Below are 16,990 nucleotides of genomic sequence, written 5' to 3'. Positions count from 1 at the left end.
TCACTCCCGCTTGAACAGCACCGACTGCGCCGTCTTGTCGGCCGCGATGTCGTTCCGCTGCTCGGCGGCCACGGCCCGCCCGCGCTGGAACCCGGGGCGTGCGGCCAACTGGTCCAGCCAGCGGGCCAGGTTCGGCTTGTCCTCCAGGCTCTGCTGCTGCCCCTCCCACAGCACCGCCCAGGGCCAGATCGCGAAATCGGCAATCGACAGGAACTCCCCGGCCACGAACTCAGCCTTCGCCAGCTGCCGGTCGAGCACGCCATAAAGCCGCGCCACCTCGGCCCGGTAGCGGTCCTTGGCATAGGGCAGGTCATTCGGCGGATCCATCGCCGGGGCGTATTTCAGGAAATGATGCGCCTGCCCGGCCATCGGGCCAAGGCCCCCCATCTGCCACATCAGCCATTGGTCCACCGCGATCCGGTCGCGCTCGGAAGGCCCGCAGAACTGCCCGGTCTTGCGGGCGAGGTATTGCAGGATCGCCCCCGATTCGAAGATGGACACCGGCGTGCCGTCCGGCCCCTCCGGGTCCACGATGGCGGGCATCCGGTTGTTCGGCGCGATCTTCAGGAAGTCCGGCGTGAACTGCTCTCCCTTGCCGATATTCACCAGATGCACCGCATAGGGCAGGCCCATCTCCTCCAGCGCGATGCTGATCTTCCAGCCGTTGGGGGTGGGCCAGTAGTAAAGGTCGATGGGGGCGGTCATGGGCATCTCTCCTGTTGCGCGCGGCACAGGATGGCGCATTTCGCGCCGGAGGCAAGGTCAGGCCTGCGGCCAGAGCCAGGGCAACCGGAGCCGCGGCACGCGCAGACCCGCAAACGGCAACCCAAGCCCCCGGCGGCGCGGCAGCAGCCGCGACCAGCGCGGGGCCAGCGGCAGCGCCAGCGCTGCGCGCAGGCGGGCAGGGGTCGTCGCCGCCCGGTCGAACAGGAAGGCGCGATACAGCGCGAACACGCCGGGCCGCCGATAGGCGCTCCAATGGCAGATATAGGCGCCGGGGCCGGTGATGCGGAAGCCAAGCCCCGCCAGCGCCTCGGGCGCGCCCTCATGGTCCAGCTGCAGGTCGACCCAGTTGGCGCGCGGCTGCGGCAACCCGTGGCCAAGGCCTCGCCGCACCCCGCCCGCCACCAGCAGCTCCAGCCCGAAATCGAAGACGTCATTCTCGCGCGTGGTGACGTTCATCACCTCGGCGGCACGCCCGGCAGGGCTGTCCATCGCCGCCGCCGCCGTGGCCTGCAATTCCGCCGCCGCCAGCAGCACCGCCCGGCCAATGTCGCCGGCGTTCAGCAGCGGCAGCGCCGCCAGCACCACCCGCGCTCCCAGCGAATGCGCAACCAGATCGACCGGCCGCCCCGGGTCCAGCCGCCGGATCAGCGCCACCAGCGCCGCCAGCCCGGCCCCCGCCCGCGGCGCCGCCTGCCAGGCCCGCCAGAGCGTGCCGCGCGCCTCCCAGCCAAGGGCGATCGCCAGCCCCTCCGATGGCTCGCCCCGGCCAAAGCCCAGATGCCGCGGCCAGGATACCGCCTTGCCGAAATCGGGCGAGGGGTCGAGCGACAGGATGTGCCGGTGCGGGCTGTGCCGGTCGACAGAGGGAGAAAACCGGAAGCCGTGGACCATCACCACCACCGGGGCGCCGGGGCGCAGGGCGGCCAGGGCTGCGGCAAGCTGCGCCTCGACCGGGCCGGCAGCGGCGTCCGCTGGGACGATCAGCGCCTCGTGCACATTCACCTGGACGAGGGCCATGCCGCAGCCTCCACAAGATCTGGTATCCGTGTAGCCCCAGCCTGCGACACCTGAGTGAATGCTGCGTTACAGCACCGTGACGGCGCGCCGGGCCCTCCTTCCGAAGCGCGCCCCTTTCCCCTTCTTGCTGGCCAAAATATCCCGGGGTGAGGAGCATCAGGAAACGCTCCAGTGGAGCGTTTCCGCGACGAACGCCCACCGCCGGGGGCGGTGGGCTGGGGGGCTGGCCCCCGGCTTGGCCCACCCTTGACGCGGCCCCCCACGCGCGGTAACTCCGGCAAACGACCGTGGCGATTTGTCCCCCGATTGCGGGCCACGTTAAACAATCCGCTAAAGTGGACGGAGGCCTCCCGCGCCCCCGCCCCCTTGACGGGTCGGGGGTTTTTCCTTGCCGGAGGATCGGCTGATGACCGACTGGAACACCCGCACCAAGCTCGTCCACACCGGCACCCGCCGCAGCCAGTATGGCGAGATGGCCGAGGCGATGTTCCTGACCCAGGGCTTCGCCTATGACAGCGCCGAACAGGCCGAGGCGCGGTTCGTTGACTGCGGCGATGATGAGTTCATCTATGCCCGCTACGGCAACCCGACCACCCGGATGTTCGAGGAGCGCATCGCCGCGATCGAGGGCACCGAGGATGCCTTTGCCACCGCCAGCGGCATGGCGGCGGTCAATGGCGCGCTGTTCTCGTTCCTGCGCCCCGGCGATCATGTGGTCTCGGCCCGCGCGCTCTTCGGGTCGTGCCTCTACGTGCTGGAACTGCTGGCGAAATTCGGGGTCGAGGTCACGCTGATCGACGGGCTGGACCTCGATGCCTGGCGCAGCGCCGTGCGCGCCGGCACCAAGGCCGTGTTCCTGGAATCGGTGTCGAACCCGACGCTGGAGGTGATCGACATCGCCGCCGTGGCCGGGATTGCCCATGCCCAAGGCGCGCTGGTCGTCGTGGACAACGTCTTCGCCACCCCGGTCTTCTCGCAAGCCGTGGCGCTTGGCGCCGATGTGGTGGTCTATTCGGCGACCAAGCATATCGACGGCGGCGGCCGTGCCCTTGGCGGCGTGATCTGCGGCACCCGCGACTTCGTGCGCGGCGTGGCGGAACCCTATCTCAAGCATACCGGCGCGGCGATGAGCCCGTTCAACGCCTGGATCATGCTGTCGGGGATGCAGACGCTGGACCTGCGGGTGCGCGCCCAGGCCGCCAATGCGCAGGCACTGGCCGAGGCGCTGGTGGGGCACCCGAAGCTCGCGCAGGTCATCTTCCCCGGCCTGCCCGGCCATCCCCAGCACGCCACCGCGATGGCGCAGATGGGCTCTGGCGGCACCATCGTCACCTTCGATCTGGCGGGCGGGCAGGGGGCGGCCTTCCGCTTCCTCAACGCGCTGGAGATCATCAAGATCTCCAACAACCTTGGCGATGCGAAATCCATCGCCACCCATCCCGCGACCACGACCCATCAGCGCCTGCCCGAGGATCAGAAGGCGCTGCTCGGCATCACTCCCGGCCTGATCCGGCTGTCGCTCGGTATCGAGGATGGCCGCGACCTGATCGCCGATGTGATGCGGGCGCTGGACGCCGCCTGATGCACCTGCGCCCCTATCGGCCGCAAGATGCCGGGGCGCTGGCCGGGATATTCTTCGACGCGGTCCGCATCGGTGCCGCGCCGAAATACCCCGCCGAGGCGCTGCGGGCCTGGGCCCCGATGCGCCCCACCGCCGAGGACTGGGACGAGCGCCTTGCGGACCTCTGGACCGTGGTCGCCGAGGAGGAGGGCGTCCCCTGCGGCTTCATGTCCCTCGCCGCCGATGGCCTCCTCGACCTCGCCTTCGTCGCGCCCGACTGGCGTGGCCGCGGCCTCGCCGATGCGCTGCTGGCGGCGGTGCTGGACGAGGCGCGGGCCCGCCCGATGAAGGCCCTGCACACCGAGGCCAGCCGCATGGCGCGCCCGTTCTTCCTGCGCCACGGCTGGACCCTCGACGCCGCGCAGGAGGTGGAGCGGGGCGGGGTGCGCATCGAGAATTTCCGCATGAGCCTGCGCTTCTGACAGCACCCCCCGGCGGAACAGTTGCCGGACGCGCCCAAAATGCCTAGATGTGATCCGCGTGGGCCTGTGCCCCGTAGCCTGATGACATTGAAGGCGGGCCCTGAGCGCCCGCCGGAACCGCAAGGACGCGACCCATGAACATCCATGTCTCCGAGATCGAGCGCAGGCCCAGCCGGGAAGAGGCCGAGGCCGCGCTGGCACTGCTGCGCAGATGGGCCGGCAGCGCGACGGATACGGATTTGGATCATGACCGCCTGATGCAGGCGGGCGGGGGCTACCCCGAACTCTCGCGCACATATCCCGAGGGCTTCATCCCCGACGCCGCCTACAAGGCCGGCCTGCCCGACCTGCAGAACGGCCCCGCCAGCCTGATCATCGGCGCGCGGGCGCAGATCCAGCATGTCGGCATCTCCAACTTCCGCCTGCCGATCCGCTACCAGAAACGCGGCGCGGGCTCAGAGGGGGGGGAAGGCCTGACGCTGGAAACCAGCGTCACCGGCACCGTCAGCCTCGAGGCCGACAAGAAGGGCATCAACATGAGCCGCATCATGCGGTCCTTCTACGCCCATGCCGAGCGCACCTTCAGCTTCGCGGTGATGGAAGCCGCGCTCGATGGCTACAAGACCGACCTCGGCAGCTTCGACGCCCGCATCCAGATGCGGTTCTCGTTTCCGGTGCGGGTGCAGGCCCTGCGCTCGGGCCTCAGCGGCTGGCAGTATTACGACCTCGCGCTGGAGCTGGTGGAGACGGCGGGGGTGCGCAAGCGCATCGTGCATCTCGATTACGTCTATTCCTCCACCTGTCCCTGCTCGCTGGAGCTGTCGGAACATGCCCGCAGCACCCGCGGCCAGCTGGCCACCCCGCACTCGCAGAGGTCGGTCGCGCGGATCTCGGTCGAGGTGGTCGGGCCCGTCTGCCTGTGGTTCGAGGACCTGATCGACATCGCCCGCGCCGCCGTGCCGACCGAGACCCAGGTGATGGTGAAGCGCGAGGATGAACAGGCCTTTGCCGAACTGAACGCCGCCAACCCGATCTTCGTGGAAGATGCCGCGCGCAGCTTTGCCGCGGGTCTGCTGGCCGAGCCGCGGGTGGGGGATTTCCGGGTGATCGCCAGCCATCAGGAATCGCTGCACAGCCATGATGCCGTCAGCGTGCTGACCAAAGGCGCGACCTTCGCCGCCGAAAGCCTCGATCCGCGGCTGTTCGCCTCGCTGCACAAGCCGGGGTAATTCCCGTCCCTTTGCCCGGAATCAAGGCGCTTCAGCGCCGCCGGGCAGCGCCCGTCCGCCCCCCAGGGCGGGCGCTTTTCGACCGTCGCGCCTAGAACCACGGTGGAGGTGCGCCGCACCATAAAGCGCCTAGAACTTCTGGTGCTCGCCCACCCGGCGGACGGGCGCTACCCTCTGACTGTGGAAGTTGAAGACCAAGGTTGACGTGGCCGGCGGACGGGTCAACACCGCCCCCCCCCACCGTCCCCATCTTGACAGCGGGCTGCACTGCAGCAAAGGCTCGCGCCATCATGCTCGACCTGCGCCCCGTGGGCTATATCATCGGCCTCATGCTTGCGGTGCTCGGCGCGCTGATGACCGTGCCTATGGCCGTGGATGCGCTCGCCGGGAACCCCAACTGGTGGGCCTTCCTCGAAAGCGCCTTCATCAGCGGGTCCGCCGGGGTGTTCCTGGCCCTGACCAATTCCAACGCCCTTGGCCGCAGCCTAACGCTGCGGCAGGCCTTTCTGGTGACGGTCGGCATCTGGGCCTTCCTGCCGCTGTTCGGCGCGCTGCCCTTCATGCTGGGCGGGCCGAGGGCCGGCTTCACCGATGCCTATTTCGAGGCGGTCTCGGGGATCACCACCACCGGATCGACCGTCTTCGTCGGCCTCGACGACTTCCCGCCCGGCCTGAACCTGTGGCGCGGGATGCTGAACTGGACCGGCGGACTTGGCATCGCCTTCCTTGCCATGATCTTCCTGCCGGTGATGCGGGTCGGGGGCATGCAGTTCTTCCGCACCGAAGGGTTCGACACGCTTGGCAAGATCCTGCCGCGCGCTGCCGATATCGCCCGCTCGCTGGCGCAGGTCTATGCCGGGCTGACTTTTGCCTGCCTCGCCGTCTATCTGCTGGTCGGGATGACGCCGCTCGATGCCGTGGTCAACGCGATGGCGACCATCGCCACCGGGGGATTTTCTCCCTCTGACGTCTCCTTCGGCAAATATCAGGGCGCGGGCGAGTATGCCGGCGCGCTGTTCATGATTCTCGGCAGCCTGCCCTATATCCGCTATGTGCAGCTGGTGAACGGCTCTGCCCGCCCGTTGTGGCGCGATCCGCAGGTTCGGGCCTATCTGCGCTGGACCCTCTATGCCGTCGGCTCGGTCACGCTCTGGCGCATCGCCACCAGCGACATGGCGCCGGAGCCTGCCTTCCGCGAAGCGCTGTTCAACCTCGTCTCGATCATCTCCTCGACCGGGTTCTTCTCGGGCAGCTTCCCCGGCTGGGGATCCTACATGATGGCTGTCGCCTTCTGGATCGGCATCATCGGCGCCTGCTCGGGCTCCAGCGCCGCGGGGCTGAGCGTGTTCCGGGTGCAGCTGATGGGGCAGGTGGTCATCGCCCAGATCCGCCGCCTGCACGCCCCGCACCGCGTGGCGCTGGTCAAGTATGACGGCCGCAGCGTCGATGAGGACACGCTGAACGCGCTGGTGATGTATATCTACGGCTATGTGGTCACGCTTGGCGTGCTGACCGTGCTGCTGACCTTCTTTGGCGTCGACATGGAATCGGCGCTGTTCGGGGTGTGGACCTCGATCGGCAATATCGGCTACGGCTTTGGCCCGATGGTGGCGCGGACCGGCACCTTCGTCGATTTCCCCGATGCGGCGAAATGGGTGATGATCGTGGCGATGCTGATGGGCCGGCTGGGGCTGCTGTCGCTGTTCGTGCTGGTGCTGCCGCGGTTCTGGCGGTCGTAGCGGCGCGCGTCTTGCCGGCCAAGCTGGGGGGCTTCGCGCCCCCCGTCCTTCGGACTCCCCCCGCGGGATATTTTTGCCAGCAAGAATGGGGAAGGGGGAGGGCGGCTTGACACCCCTGTGCGCTGCGGCCAAGCCTGCGGGATGATCGACCTGCGCCCTGTCGGATATATCATCGGTCTGTTGATCACCACGCTGGCGGCGGTGATGCTGATCCCGATGGTGGTGGATCTCAGCCGGGATGATCCGCACTGGTTCGCCTTCCTGGAAAGCGCGATCATCACCGGGGCGGCGGGCGGCTTTCTGGCGCTGGCCTGCCGCAGTGACAAGCGCCAGGCGCTGACCCTGCATCAGAGCTTCGTGCTGACGTCCGGGATCTGGCTGATGGTGCCGCTGTTCGGCACGCTGCCGCTGATGCTGGGCGCGCCGGGGCTCGGGTTCACCGATGCCTATTTCGAGGCGATGTCGGGGGTGACCACCACCGGGGCCACGGTGATCGTGGGGCTGGACGACCTGCCGCTGGGGGCGAACCTCTGGCGCGGGCTGATGCAATGGCTGGGCGGGCTTGGCATCGTCATCGTGGCGATGATCTTCTTGCCGATCATGAAGGTCGGCGGGATGCAGTTCTTCCGATCGGAAGGCTTCGACACCCTTGGCAAGATCCTGCCGCGGGCGATGGATATCTCCTCGGCACTGATCCGCGTCTATCTGGCGCTGACCATTGCCTGCGCCTCGGCCTATGCGCTGCTGGGTCTGTCGCCCTTCGATGCGGTGATGCATACCCTGTCCACCGTCTCCACCGGCGGCTTCTCGTCCTATGATGCCAGCTTCGGGGCGCTGCCCGATGGGGCGGAGGTCGTGGCCTCGGTGTTCATGATCCTCGCCTCGCTGCCCTTCATCCGCTATGTGCAACTGGCGCAGGGGCAGGGCAGCCCGATCTTCCGCGATGTGCAGGTGCGCGCCTTCATCCGATGGATCGCCTATGCGGTGGCGGCGCTGGTCGCCTACCGGCTGATCCGCGACGATCTGCCATTCTGGCCGGTGCTGCGCGAGACGGCGTTCAACGTGATCTCGGTGATGACCGGCACCGGCTTTGCCTCGGGCGACGTGACGACCTGGGGGCATATGGCGCTGGTGGTGCTGGTGCTGATGGGGCTGATCGGGGGCTGTTCCTCCTCGACCGTCTGCTCGATCAAGGTGTTCCGCTGGCTGATCCTGCTGGGGGCGATCCGGGCGCAGATCCGCCGGTTGCACAGCCCGCACCGGGTGCAGCCGGTCCGGCTCGATGGCCGCGTGGTGGACGAGGATGTGATCAGCTCGGTGATGGCGTTCTTCACGCTGTTCATGGTGACCTTCGGCGTGCTGATCGTGGCGCTGTCGCTGACCGGCCTCAGCAGCCAGACCGCCATCACCGCCGCCTGGACCTCCATCGCCAATGTCGGCCCCGCCTGGGGCCCCGAGGTCAGCGCCACCGGCGCGATGGACGGATTCCCGGCCGCCGCCAAATGGGTGATGATCCTGGGGATGTTCCTGGGGCGGCTGGAGCTGCTGTCTGTCTTCGTGCTGCTGATGCCGAGGTTCTGGAGGGGGTGAGCGGGGATAAGAAACGCTCCAGCGGAGCGTTTCCCCCGCGAACGCCCGAGGCCATGCCGAGGGCCGGGGCTGGCCGGAGGCGCTGCCCCCGGCCACCCTCTCAGTTCACTCCCAGCACGACACCAGCACCGTCATCTTCAGCGAGTGATCCGTCAGATCCTCCGCCGCCATCGCCCCGCTGCCTGTGCTCGGCGCCGGGGTGAAGCCGTTCTCGGCCAGCAGCGTCGCCAGCACGCCGCCGTTCAGCGCGAAGCTGACATCGGCGGGCAGCACCCGGCCATCGGTCTGCGCCCGCGGCAGCAGCATCCCCGTCACCGCGCCGCTGGCATCGACCACCGGGCCGCCGGCATCGCCGGGCAGCGCCGCCAGCGCCAGCCGCGCCAGATCCGGCTCGCCGTTCAGGCCCTGCGCCTCGGCGAGGCTGCCGAAGGTCATCACCGGCGCCTGCAGCACATCGGCATAGGCAAAGCCCGCCACCGCCACTTCGCTGCCCGCCCGCAAGGGCGCGCTACGGAACTCGGCCGTCGCGGGCGGCGCCAGCCGCTGCGCCGGCCGCAGTACCGCCACGCCCATGGCGGCATCCATGAAGGCCACCGTGGCCTCGGGCCCGCCATCCAGCGTGATCTTGCTGCAGCCCTGCACCGCCTCGGCCGTGGTCACCACCGTGCCGCCCGCGTCGATGTAGAAGCCCGACCGCGCCAGCATCGGCCGCCGTACCTCGAGGCCCGCCATCAGCGCCGCCCCGCTTTCGGTGGAGGGCACCCCCAGCGAGGCATCCAGTGCCCGGTCACCGATCCCGCGGAACGAGGTCTTCATCGCCTCCACCACCCGCGGCATCCGCTCGGCGTTCTGCGGCGTCCAGGTCAGGATGAAGCCCTTGATCAGCCCGCCGCGCAGTTCCGCCTGCGTGTAGGACTGCACCGAGGCACTGGTGCCCTCGATGGTGAAGGAGGCGCGGCCAAGCGAGCGTTCCCCCTCCAGCGGGATCGCCTCCAGCGTCTGCAGAAGGTCATAGAGCCCCGCCAAGGTGGAGGCATCGCCCTGTTGCGAGATCAAGATCACCTGCACGCCCGACCCGGCCTTCTCGGTGTACTGCACGAAGGGCGGCTCGTAGCGCGAGAATTCCACCAGCGCGGTCGGCATGGTGACCTCGATCCCGGCCTCGGCATCGGTGACGGCCTCCAGCCCAAGCGCCGCCAGATCGGCGCGGTAGCCGTCCAGAAGCTCGGCGCGCTGGCGCGTGGTGAGCACGCCGGTCTCGTCATGCCCTGCCGCCGCCTGCCACGCAGACATGCTGGCGCGGGTGCCGGGGCCAAAGGCGCCGTCGATGGCGGCGGTGTAGAAGCCTTCCCACTGCAGGGCAGTCTGCAGCAGGCGGCGTTCCTCGGCATTCAGCGCCGCCTCGCCGGCGCGGGCCTGTTGCAGCGTTTCCTCGGGTTCGGGCTCGGGCAGCACCGGCTCTGCGACCTCGGGCAGGGCGGTTTCGGGAAACGCCGTCTCTGGCAGTGCGGTCTCTGGCAGGGCAGTCTCTGGCAGGGCCGTCTCCGGCACCGTCGTGTCTGGCAGTACCACCGGCGGTGCAATGACCTCGGGCATCACGCTTTGGGTGATGTCCCGTCCCGGCAGGGCGTCGGGCACGCCGGGCGCCACCATCGCGCCCACCGGCCAGAACTGCTGGCGGAAGCGGCTGGTATCGGCCAGGTAGCTGTCGGCCGGGATCATCCGCTCGCCGCGCAGCACCTGCAGCCGCCGCTCGGCCTCCTCCGGCGAGAAGGGGCCAAGCGCGATCGCATACCAGCCGGTATCCATCGCAAAGCCGGCCACATCGGGGAACACGCCCGAATAGGCCCGCACCCGTTCTTCCGCAGCGCGCAGGCTCGGCTGCGCCTCGATCTGCACATAAGCTTCCTGCGCCGACGCGCTCTGCACCGATACCACCGCGCCGATCATCACCGCGACCGCCACGCACACCCACACTCCCGCACGTCTCATTCCGCCTGCACCCCGCAGTTGTTCTTCTTTCCGCCACTGTTCGGAACGTAACAGAGAGGTCAAGGCCACGGGTTCACTTTCGCGCGGGGCGCTGATTGACCACCCCGCCCCTGTTGCCTATTGAGAACGCGCGCCTGCGCTGCACTGCCGCGCAGGCCAGACCCAGCCCGCCGGGAGACTACCCATGACAGATACGGCTCCGCGTTCCTTCCAGGAGATCATCCTGCGCCTGCAGACCTACTGGGCGGCCAAGGGCTGCGCCGTGCTGCAACCCTATGACATGGAGGTGGGGGCGGGCACCTTCCACCCGGCGACCACGCTGCGCGCGCTTGGGGCCCGGCCCTGGGCCGCGGCCTATGTCCAGCCCTCGCGCCGCCCGACCGACGGGCGCTATGGCGAGAACCCGAACCGCCTGCAGCACTACTACCAGTTCCAGGTGCTGATCAAACCCTCGCCCCCCGATCTGCAGGAGCTGTATCTGGGCAGCCTCGCCGCCATCGGCATCGACCTGGCCCTGCATGACATCCGCTTTGTGGAGGATGACTGGGAAAGCCCCACCCTCGGCGCCTGGGGCCTTGGCTGGGAGGTCTGGTGCGACGGGATGGAGGTCAGCCAGTTCACCTATTTCCAGCAGGTCGGCGGGCATGACTGCCGCCCGGTGTCGGGTGAGTTGACCTATGGGCTCGAACGGCTGGCGATGTATGTGCTTGGCATCGATCACGTCATGGACATGCCCTATAACGACCCGCAGGCCCCCATCGCGCTGAAATACGGCGACGTGTTCCGGCAGACAGAGCAGGAATACAGCCGCTGGAACTTCGATCAGGCCGATACCGCGATGCTGCTGAGCCATTTTAAGGATGCCGAGGCGGAGTGCGAGCGTATCCTTGCCGCGCCGCTGGAAGACAGCGCCGGGCGGGCCATCGTCATGGCGCATCCGGCCTATGACCAGTGCATCAAGGCCAGTCATCTCTTCAACCTCCTGGACGCGCGCGGCGTGATCTCTGTCACCGAACGGCAGGCCTATATCGGCCGTGTCCGGGCGCTGGCAAAGAAATGCGCCGATGCCTTCGTCACCACCGAAGCCGGCGGCGGCACGGGTGGCGGCGCAACAAGCGAGGCCGCGGCGTGAATGGCAAGATTGTCGGGAGTTTCGTCATGGTAACGGCACTGGCCGCGGGCGCGGTGCTCTATTACCTGCAGGTCTATGGCTATTACCAGCCGATCCCGGCCACCGCGCCGGGGGCAGAGCTGCGGCTGACCTCGGTCGCAAGCGGCCAGCCGGAACCGATCCTGGCCGACAGCTTCGAGGGCATCGACGCGGAGACCTCGCCGCTGCGCTATCGCGGCTGCTTCCACACCCCGATGAGCCTTGCGCTGCTGACCGAAACCTACCGCGTCTATGCCACGCCGACCCCGCTGATCGCGCCGGGATGGTTCGAGTGCTTCGACGCGAGCCAGATCGGCGCGGCGCTGGAAACCGGCGAGGCGGTGGCGTTCCTGTCCGAAGAAAACATCCGTCCGGGCGTCGACCGGGTTGTGGCCATCTATCCCGATGGCCGCGCCTATGCCTGGAACCAGATCAACGATTCCCTGGAAGAGTGACATGGCAGACCTTCTGATCGAACTTTTCTCCGAGGAAATTCCGGCGCGGATGCAAGGACGCGCCCGCGAGGATCTGCGCAAGCTGGTGACCGATGGCCTCGTCGAGGCCGGGCTGACCTATGCCGGCGCCGCGGCCTTCTCGACCCCCCGCCGGCTCGCGCTGACGGTGCAGGGGCTGACGGCCGAAAGCCCGCTGCTGCGCGAGGAACGCAAGGGGCCCAAGGCCGATGCGCCGGATGCGGCGCTGGAGGGGTTCCTGCGGTCTACCGGGCTGACGAAGGATCAGTTGCAGCTGCGCGACGACAAGAAGGGCCAGGTCTGGTTCGCCGTGGTCGAAAAGCCGGGCCGCAAGGCGGCGGAGATCGTGGCGGAAGTGCTGGAGGCCGCGATCCGCAGCTTTCCGTGGCCGAAATCAATGCGTTGGGGGACGGGCAGCTTGCGTTGGGTGCGCCCGCTGCACAGCATCCTGTGCATCCTGACCGATGAGGCGGGGGCGGAGGTGGTTCCGCTGACCGTGGACGGGATCGTGGCGGGGAACAGCACGCAGGGGCACCGCTTCATGGCGCTAACGAAGTTTTCTGTAACGAATTTCGAGGATTACGCGGCGAAGTTAAAGCGCGCCTTCGTGGTTCTGGACCCTGCCGAGCGCGAGGCCCATATCTGGGCCGACGCCACCAGCGCCGCCTTTGCCGCGGGGCTGGAGGTGGTCGAGGACCGCGCGCTGCTGGCCGAGATTGCCGGGCTGGTCGAATGGCCGGTGGTGCTGATGGGCCAGATTGGTGAGGAATTTCTGGGGCTTCCGCCGGAAGTCCTGCAAACCTCGATGAAGGAGCACCAGAAGTTCTTCTCGGTCCGCAACCCGAAGACGGGCCGGATCGAGCGCTACATCACCGTGGCGAACCGCGAGACGGCGGATGACGGGGCGACGATCCTGCACGGGAACGGCAAGGTTCTGCGCGCGAGGCTCAGCGACGCAAAGTTCTTTTGGGAGAATGACTTGCGGGCCGTTCTTCACAAAGGACTCGAAGGTATGGCCGAGGGCCTTGCCAACGTGACCTTCCACAACAAACTCGGGTCTCAGAAGGACCGCATCACCCGCATCGAAGCGCTGGCGCGCGAGATCGCGCCGCTGGTTGGTGCCGACGTTGAGCTTGCCGGGAAGGCTGCCGCCGTGGCGAAGGCCGACCTGCAATCGGCGATGGTGGGGGAGTTCCCCGAGCTTCAGGGGCTGATGGGCAGCTACTACGCCCGCGCCGCAGGCCTGCCCGAGGCGGTCGCGCTGGCCTGCAAGGCGCATTACCAGCCGCTGGGGCCGTCCGACGATGTGCCGAGCGATCCGGTTTCGGTGGCGGTGGCGCTGGCCGACAAGTTGGATACGCTGACCGGCTTCTGGGCGATTGACGAGAAGCCGACCGGGAGCAAGGATCCCTACGCGCTAAGAAGGGCGGCGTTGGGGGTGATCCGATTGGTGCTGGGGAATGGGGTGCGGATTGAAATTCACCATACCTTGGCGCTGTTGATCGCAAAGCACGTTGGCTTCCAGTTAGGCGCTGCACAGGCTGCCAAAGTAAATGAGGCGGGACTTGCGCTCTCGCGGCTCGGGAAAAGCGACATAGCAGCGACCTTGGCGGAAACTTCGCTAGACGATGTCAGGGTGAGAGCTGGTACGCCTGAAGCGGAGGCTGTTCTGACGAAAATCACGTCGCAATCCGCCGACCTCCTCGCCTTCTTCCACGACCGCCTCAAGGTCTTCCTGCGCGATCAGGGCGTCCGCCACGACATCATCGACGCCTGTCTTGCCATGCCCGGCAATGATGATCTGACGCTGCTGGTCAAGCGGGCGCAGGCACTGGCGGCCTTCCTCAAGACCGAGGATGGCGCCAACCTGCTGCAGGGCTTCAAGCGGGCGGCGAATATACTTGCCCAGGCCGAGGCCAAGGACGGGGTGGAATACTCGTTCGGGGCCGAGGTGAAGTTCGCCGAGGCCGATGAGGAGCGCGCGCTGTTCGCCGCGCTCGACGGGGCCGAGGCGGTGATCGCGCCGGCGATGAAGGCCGAGGATTTCGGCGCGGCGATGGCGGCGATGGCCGGCCTGCGCGCGCCGATTGATGCCTTCTTCACCGCGGTGCAGGTCAATTCCGAGAATGCTGTGGTGCGGCGTAACCGGCTGAACCTGCTGAGCCGGATCCGGACCATCTGTCTGTCGGTCGCGGACCTGAACAAGATCGAGGGCTAGGCCCGCCCTCGATTCTGCGCCATTTCTCCTCTGACCGCCTGATATGTCGCGGTAAAATCGTGCAGACGTAACGTAACTGCCATGTTTGGGGGCAGCTTGCCCCCCGAATTGGCTCTTTGGCCCACTTGCGGAGAATCGGAAGCGGCGTATGCTGCGGCCAACAGGAGTTCGCCGCAGTGCAGAAACATGCCGATTTCGCTGAGTTCACGCTGATCGAGCCTTCGGCCGATGTCAGCACCGCGCGGCATGGCTGGCGGGCGAAATGCCTGCAGCGGCTGATCCGGCTCGACCTGCCGGTGCCGCCGACGGTGGCGCTGCCCTGTGACAGCGTGCGCGCGATTGCGGCGGGGCAGATGCCCGATACCGGCAAGCTGATGGCGCTGTTCGGCTCTGACTCGCTGGTGTCGATCCGGCCCTCGCCGGAGAACCCGGCCTGGGGCGGGCCGGGCACGGTGCTGAACGTGGGCATGAACGCCGAACGCCACGCGGCGTTGACGGAAACCCACGGGGCCGAGGCGGCGGATGCGCTGTACCTGCGCTTCGTGCAGGCCTTTGCGCTGCATGTGGCGCGGCTGGACCCCGACATGTTCTCGGCCCCGCCGGGGCACGGCGCGCTGCAGGCGGCGCTGGCGGCCTATGAGGCCGAGACGGACGAGCCCTTCCCGCAAGACTCCGCACGGCAATTGGCCGAGGTGCTGCGCAGCATGGCCCGCGCCTGGGAAGGCACCACCGCGCGGCTGCTGCGCGCCGCCAAGGGCGCGCCGACTGAAGCCGCGCTTGGGCTTGTGGTGCAGGGCATGGTGCAGGCCATCGGGCCGGGGCTGTCGGGATCGGGCACCATCCAGTTTGTCGATGGCGTGACCGGCGCGCCGCAGATCACCGGGCGGTTCCGCGGGCAGGAGCAGGGGCCGCGCGCCGATGGCAGCATTTCCGAGGAGACGCTGTATCTGGTCGCCGACCCGCGCGGCCCGGCGCTGGAGGATGTGGCGCCGGAGCTGTTCGCCGAGCTGCTGCGCCACGGCCGCGCCTGCCGCGAGCGGCTGCGCGAGGAGATGCAGATCGAATTTGCGCTGGAAAACGGCGCGATCAAGGTGATCGACGCGGTGCGGGTGCAACGCTCGTCCCGCGCCGCGGTGCGGATCGCGGTGGCGATGGCCAATGACGGGATCATCAGCCGCGAGGATGCGCTGCTGCGGGTAGAGCCGCGGGCGCTGTCGGACCTTCTGCACTTCCAGGTCGATCCGCGTCAACCGCGCGACAAGGTGGGCCGCGGCATTGCCGCCAGCCCCGGCGCGGCAACCGGCAAGATCGTGTTCACCGCCGCCGCGGCGCAAGCCAGCGCCGCGCGCGACGAGCCCTGCATCCTGGTGCGGCGCGAGACGGCGCCCGAGGATATTCGCGGGATGCATGCCTCGGTTGCCGTGCTGACGGAACGCGGCGGGATGACCAGCCATGCGGCGGTGATCGCCCGCGGGCTGGGGCTGCCGGCCATCGTCGGCGCCTCGGACATAAGGCTGAACGGGCGGGAACGCACGCTGACCGGCCCGGATGGCCGGGTGTTCCGCGAGGGCGACACGCTGACGGTGGATGGCACGACGGGCGAGGTGCTGGCGGGCAGTCCGGCGATGCTGGAACCGGCGCTGGATGACGGGTTCCGCACGCTGCTGCGATGGGCCGACAATGTGCGCGACATCGGCATCCGCGCCAATGCCGACACGCCCGACGATGCCCGCACCGCGCGGATGTTCGAGGCGGAGGGGATTGGGCTTTGCCGCACCGAGCACATGTTCTTTGACGAAGACCGCCTGACGGTGATGCGCGAGATGATCTTTGCCGATACCGGCGAGGACCGTCGGGTGGCGCTGGAGCGCCTGCTGCCGATGCAACGGGCGGATTTCATTGCGCTTTTCGACATCATGGCCGGGCTGCCGGTCTGCATTCGCCTCTTCGACCCGCCGCTGCACGAGTTCCTGCCGCATGACCGCGAGGGGATGCGCGAGCTGGCCGAGGCGCTGGACCGGCCGCTGTCGGAAGTGACGCGGCGGGTCGAGGCGCTGACCGAGTTCAACCCGATGCTGGGGATGCGCGGCGTGCGGCTGGGGATCACCGTGCCGGAAATCTACGACATGCAGACCCGCGCGATCTTCGAGGCGACGGTGGAGGCCAGCCGGCGCGGGGCGGCGGTGGTGCCGGAAATCATGATCCCGCTGGTGTCGGCCAAGCGCGAGGTCGAGATCGTGAAGACCCGCACCGATGCGGTGGCGGCAGCGGTGCGCAACGAGACCGGGGCGGATTTCGACTACCGGCTGGGGGTGATGGTGGAAACGCCGCGGGCGGCGCTGCGGGCGGGCGAGATCGCGCAGCATTCGGCGTTCTTGTCGTTCGGGACCAATGACCTGACCCAGATGACCTATGGCCTGTCGCGCGACGATGCGGGGCGGTTCATGGGCTCTTACGTCAGCCAGGGGGTCTACCGCGAGGATCCGTTCCACATGCTCGACGAGGATGGGGTGGGGGAATTGCTGCTGATCGGCGCCAAGCGCGGGAGGGAGACGCGGCCGGATCTGACCGTGTCGATCTGCGGCGAGCATGGCGGCAATCCCGAATCGATTTCCTTCTGCCGCGCGGCCGGATTCGACTATGTGTCATGCTCGCCCTACCGGGTTCCGGTGGCGCGGTTGGCGGCGGCGCATTTTGCGCTGCTGGATCGGGCCAGACCGCAGAATACCGCTGGAAATCGCCGCTAGGACCGCTATCCCTAGTGCGGCAGGGGCCTGATTCGGACCCTGCGCGCAGAGGCTGAAGAACCGCTT

Annotated in this window: 12 protein-coding genes and 1 riboswitch; of the genes, 9 read left to right on the top strand and 3 right to left on the bottom strand. The window is 68.1% G+C overall.

Translation table 11 applies throughout. The annotated features are described in order from the left end of the window. Together GVY41_RS13320 and GVY41_RS13315 are read right to left on the bottom strand one after the other, a co-directional pair. On the bottom strand, nt 1-705 hold the full coding sequence (locus GVY41_RS13320) for a glutathione S-transferase N-terminal domain-containing protein (protein WP_161347299.1): 705 nt from the start codon (nt 703-705) through the stop codon (nt 1-3). A gap of 57 nt (nt 706-762) precedes the next feature. After that, complete coding sequence (locus GVY41_RS13315; RefSeq protein WP_161347297.1) at nt 763-1,743, bottom strand: alpha/beta hydrolase; 981 nt, start codon at nt 1,741-1,743, stop codon at nt 763-765. Between the two features lie 277 nt (nt 1,744-2,020). Further along, nucleotides 2,021-2,098: riboswitch (SAM riboswitch) on the top strand. Nucleotides 2,099-2,149: 51 nt separating this feature from the next. On the opposite strand from GVY41_RS13315, the gene metZ reads away from it, so the two are divergent. From metZ to GVY41_RS13290, 5 genes are all read left to right on the top strand, one after another. Then, entirely contained in the window at nt 2,150-3,325 is a 1,176-nt protein-coding gene (gene metZ, locus GVY41_RS13310) for an O-succinylhomoserine sulfhydrylase (protein WP_161656905.1), read from the top strand. Next, entirely contained in the window at nt 3,325-3,786 is a 462-nt protein-coding gene (locus tag GVY41_RS13305) for a GNAT family N-acetyltransferase (protein WP_161347295.1), read from the top strand. Before metZ ends, GVY41_RS13305 begins: the two co-directional genes overlap by 1 nt. A 134-nt stretch (nt 3,787-3,920) precedes the next feature. Beyond that, nucleotides 3,921-5,015: a GTP cyclohydrolase FolE2 gene (folE2, locus tag GVY41_RS13300; RefSeq protein WP_161347293.1), complete on the top strand. Its 1,095-nt coding sequence runs from the start codon at nt 3,921-3,923 to the stop codon at nt 5,013-5,015. Between the two features lie 290 nt (nt 5,016-5,305). Beyond that, nucleotides 5,306-6,754: a TrkH family potassium uptake protein gene (locus tag GVY41_RS13295; protein ID WP_161347291.1), complete on the top strand. Its 1,449-nt coding sequence runs from the start codon at nt 5,306-5,308 to the stop codon at nt 6,752-6,754. Between the two features lie 141 nt (nt 6,755-6,895). Continuing rightward, nucleotides 6,896-8,344 (top strand): TrkH family potassium uptake protein, encoded by a 1,449-nt coding sequence (locus GVY41_RS13290; RefSeq protein ID WP_161347289.1) that lies wholly within the window; start codon nt 6,896-6,898, stop codon nt 8,342-8,344. A gap of 105 nt (nt 8,345-8,449) precedes the next feature. On the opposite strand, the gene GVY41_RS13285 is transcribed toward GVY41_RS13290, so the two are convergent. Next, nucleotides 8,450-10,336 carry a trypsin-like peptidase domain-containing protein gene (locus GVY41_RS13285; RefSeq protein WP_229726059.1) on the bottom strand — a complete coding sequence of 629 codons (1,887 nt, stop codon included), beginning with the start codon at nt 10,334-10,336 and terminating at the stop codon, nt 8,450-8,452. A 184-nt stretch (nt 10,337-10,520) separates the two neighbouring features. Here GVY41_RS13285 and GVY41_RS13280 point away from each other — a divergent pair, with 184 nt between their 5' ends. From GVY41_RS13280 to GVY41_RS13265, 4 genes are all read left to right on the top strand, one after another. Then, nucleotides 10,521-11,468 (top strand): glycine--tRNA ligase subunit alpha, encoded by a 948-nt coding sequence (locus GVY41_RS13280; protein ID WP_161347287.1) that lies wholly within the window; start codon nt 10,521-10,523, stop codon nt 11,466-11,468. Between the two features lie 26 nt (nt 11,469-11,494). Then, nucleotides 11,495-11,941, top strand: coding sequence for a DUF6446 family protein (locus GVY41_RS13275; protein ID WP_170301196.1), 447 nt, complete (start codon nt 11,495-11,497; stop codon nt 11,939-11,941). Between the two features lies 1 nt (nt 11,942). Next, the gene (gene glyS, locus GVY41_RS13270) at nt 11,943-14,177 is read left to right on the top strand and encodes a glycine--tRNA ligase subunit beta (protein WP_161347283.1); all 2,235 of its coding nucleotides are present in this window, start codon (nt 11,943-11,945) and stop codon (nt 14,175-14,177) included. A gap of 176 nt (nt 14,178-14,353) precedes the next feature. Beyond that, nucleotides 14,354-16,924, top strand: coding sequence for a putative PEP-binding protein (locus tag GVY41_RS13265; RefSeq protein WP_161347281.1), 2,571 nt, complete (start codon nt 14,354-14,356; stop codon nt 16,922-16,924). The last annotated feature ends 66 nt before the right edge of the window (nt 16,925-16,990 follow it).

Origin of the sequence: Frigidibacter albus (assembly GCF_009908165.1) — a bacterium.
GTDB lineage: Bacteria > Pseudomonadota > Alphaproteobacteria > Rhodobacterales > Rhodobacteraceae > Frigidibacter > Frigidibacter albus.
The sequence above is the reverse complement of the archived record's forward strand: the minus strand, read 5'-3'. Positions and strand labels throughout refer to the sequence as shown.

Coding starts and splice junctions, on each gene's coding strand:
- GVY41_RS13285 (WP_229726059.1), bottom strand. CDS start 10,336: ATGAGACGTGCGGGAGTGTGGGTGTGCGTGGCGGTCGCGGTGATGATC.
- GVY41_RS13275 (WP_170301196.1), top strand. CDS start 11,495: ATGGTAACGGCACTGGCCGCGGGCGCGGTGCTCTATTACCTGCAGGTC.
- GVY41_RS13295 (WP_161347291.1), top strand. CDS start 5,306: ATGCTCGACCTGCGCCCCGTGGGCTATATCATCGGCCTCATGCTTGCG.
- GVY41_RS13315 (WP_161347297.1), bottom strand. CDS start 1,743: ATGGCCCTCGTCCAGGTGAATGTGCACGAGGCGCTGATCGTCCCAGCG.
- glyS (WP_161347283.1), top strand. CDS start 11,943: ATGGCAGACCTTCTGATCGAACTTTTCTCCGAGGAAATTCCGGCGCGG.
- GVY41_RS13305 (WP_161347295.1), top strand. CDS start 3,325: ATGCACCTGCGCCCCTATCGGCCGCAAGATGCCGGGGCGCTGGCCGGG.
- GVY41_RS13320 (WP_161347299.1), bottom strand. CDS start 705: ATGACCGCCCCCATCGACCTTTACTACTGGCCCACCCCCAACGGCTGG.
- folE2 (WP_161347293.1), top strand. CDS start 3,921: ATGAACATCCATGTCTCCGAGATCGAGCGCAGGCCCAGCCGGGAAGAG.
- GVY41_RS13280 (WP_161347287.1), top strand. CDS start 10,521: ATGACAGATACGGCTCCGCGTTCCTTCCAGGAGATCATCCTGCGCCTG.
- GVY41_RS13290 (WP_161347289.1), top strand. CDS start 6,896: ATGATCGACCTGCGCCCTGTCGGATATATCATCGGTCTGTTGATCACC.
- metZ (WP_161656905.1), top strand. CDS start 2,150: ATGACCGACTGGAACACCCGCACCAAGCTCGTCCACACCGGCACCCGC.